General features: G+C 61.7%; 3 protein-coding genes. 2 read left to right on the plus strand and 1 reads right to left on the minus strand.

Translation table 11 applies throughout. From position 1 onward, the window contains the following. Window positions 1–315: 315 nt before the first annotated feature. Together ACERLL_RS17690 and ACERLL_RS17695 are read left to right on the plus strand one after the other, a co-directional pair. Window positions 316–1,389 carry an MraY family glycosyltransferase gene (locus ACERLL_RS17690; protein WP_373657419.1) on the plus strand — a complete coding sequence of 358 codons (1,074 nt, stop codon included), beginning with the start codon at window positions 316–318 and terminating at the stop codon, window positions 1,387–1,389. A gap of 414 nt (window positions 1,390–1,803) precedes the next feature. Next, on the plus strand, window positions 1,804–2,055 hold the full coding sequence (locus ACERLL_RS17695; RefSeq protein WP_373657420.1) for a type II toxin-antitoxin system Phd/YefM family antitoxin: 252 nt from the start codon (window positions 1,804–1,806) through the stop codon (window positions 2,053–2,055). Window positions 2,056–2,131: 76 nt separating this feature from the next. On the opposite strand, the gene ACERLL_RS17700 is transcribed toward ACERLL_RS17695, so the two are convergent. Next, window positions 2,132–2,272 (minus strand): integrase core domain-containing protein, encoded by a 141-nt coding sequence (locus ACERLL_RS17700; RefSeq protein WP_373657421.1) that lies wholly within the window; start codon window positions 2,270–2,272, stop codon window positions 2,132–2,134. Window positions 2,273–2,352 lie beyond the last annotated feature (80 nt).

Genomic DNA, 2,352 nt, shown 5'->3' on the forward strand with positions numbered 1-2,352 from the left:
GACACCGGCCGGATCGGTTTGGCTGAACCCCGAGCGAGCCTTTCGCTCGGATACGGAGGAAGCCGCAGCGTGAGTCCTGGGGAAGCGACAACTACCTTGAAAAACGCCGGTCCGCGGAATGGACTCAGTATAAGAACTTGGGGATAAAAATCATTCCATCATTGCCGGGGTGACCGACTTCACAAGTGCAAGGCTCGATGTATCCGCGGTGGCGACAGAAAGGATTCGGAGTCGGGGTACAGGGTGGTACACTTCGCCCCCGACGCGCTGACAAAACGAACTGTCTTATAACGCCCGGAACCGGTCCTTGCTCGAATGGTCCAGCTTTTCGTTCTGTGTCCTCTGGCCTTCATTCTCGCCCTGTTCCTGATCCACAACCTGCGGCGGCCGGCCGTCCGGTTGCGGTTGGTGGACATTCCGGGAGGCAGAAAGGCTCACGACGGGGAAGTCCCGCTCGTTGGCGGGATAGGGCTGTTCGCCACTTTCGCCCTGGTGGCCTTGCTGCTTCCCAATGAGCTCGGTTCCTATCGAGGGCTGTTCTTCGGCATGGGCATACTGCTGATCGCCGGTGTTTTGGACGATCTGCATGACATACGGGCGCGGGACAAGTTCATCGTCCAGATGATCGCGGCGGGGGTGCTGGTTTTCTGGGGCGATCTGACCGTGGCGCACCTGGGCACCTTCCCGGGCATTGGCGAGTTGAGGTTAGGTCCTTTAGCCGCCCCCTTCACCCTGCTTTGCGTGGTGGGGCTGGTCAACGCGGTCAATATGTTGGACGGGGTGGATGGCTTGGCGGGCGGCGTGGTGCTGGTGGTACTGGCATGGCTGTCTCTGATGGCGGGTATAGAAGGGTATCCGCAGTTCATCGTGCTGCCCGCCATCCTCGCCTCGGCGGTTCTGGCCTTCCTCGTCTTCAACTATCCCCATCCCTGGCGGCCCCGGGCCAGCGTCTTCCTGGGGGACTCCGGGAGCCTGCTGCTGGGCTTCGCCGTTGCCTGGTTCACCCTGGAACTGGGCACCCATCCCGGAAACACGGTTCCGCCCATCACCATGGCGTGGATACTGGCGCTTCCCGTCTTCGATACCGTGATCCTGATCGGACGCCGGCTGGTGAAAGGGCGCCACCCCATGGCCGCCGACCGGGAGCACCTCCACCACATCTTCCAGCGGGCCCGGTTTACCTGTCGGAGTACCGTCTATCTGCAGCTCGCCATCTCCACTTTTATGGGCGCCGTCGGTGTTGGCAGCTGGCTGCTGGGCGTTCCCGAGTGGGTTATGTACGTCCTGCTGCTCGGGGTGTTCCTGGGCCATCTGTATTTCGTCATGCACGCCTGGCGGATGGTCCGGGTAATCCGGTGGGTGCGGGGCCGGAATCGCCAAGCGGCGTAGAAGCTGAGAGATCGTTAACGCCACTTCAAGTTGCCTGGCTTCCAGCTCCGTCGCTCCGGTCCACCCCAATACCCCCACCAGCACCCCAACCCCTAGCCAGGAAATCACATCCAGTACGGCCCACAGGATCTCCAGCAGCGAGCCGCCGTAGTCGCCGAAATGGAGCGGTCCGAAAAGCGCCCGTGCCTTGCTGTACCAGGGCATTTCGCGCCTGCTGGCTCCAGGGTCACGCGGGAGTGGCCTGTAGAGCCCGTATCCTCGAATGGATGCCCCTTTCGAGAAAGGGGGGCGCTGCAGGCGACGGGAGCACGGCGGAAGCATGAGCCCCGACCGGGGCGGCTCCTTGGGCGAATGGTGTGGTAATCTGTGCAATTGTAGTCAGGTAACTACAATATGCGACGGGGAGGGGGTTCCATGAGCACGATGCTGACCAGCCGCGAATTCAACCAGCATGCCAGCGAGGCCAAGAAGGCTGCGGAGCAGGGACCGGTTTTCATCACGGACCGGGGCCGCCCGGCCCACGTCCTGTTGAGCATCCAGGAATACAACCGGCTAACGGGCCAGGATCGGAATATCGCGGACCTCCTCAAGGTGCCGGGTGGCGAGGATGTCGAGTTGGAGCTTCCGCGTTTCTCGAAGCAACCGCGTCCGGCTGACCTGTCCTGATGTATCTGCTGGATACCAATGTGGTATCCGAGCTGAGGAAGGTCCTGTAGTTGCCCCCGTATTTGCGGAAACCCGTTCACATCAATTGAGCGCCCCGGAACGCTCGGGGTGACCGCATTCCCAGCGCCCGATGAGGGTGATGGCGGTTGTAGTCGGAAAGCCACCGGCGCAGTTGTTTCAGCACCGATGCGGCCGTCGGTCGCTCGTGGATCTGCACGTATGAAGTGGACCCCAAAAACTGGACAGGGGTAGAAGTAAACGGCTGAGGGGGTATGCTCAGGCTCAGAAAGGAGCCTC

The sequence above is a fragment of the Thiohalorhabdus sp. Cl-TMA genome (assembly GCF_041821045.1).
Taxonomy (GTDB): domain Bacteria; phylum Pseudomonadota; class Gammaproteobacteria; order Thiohalorhabdales; family Thiohalorhabdaceae; genus Thiohalorhabdus; species Thiohalorhabdus methylotropha.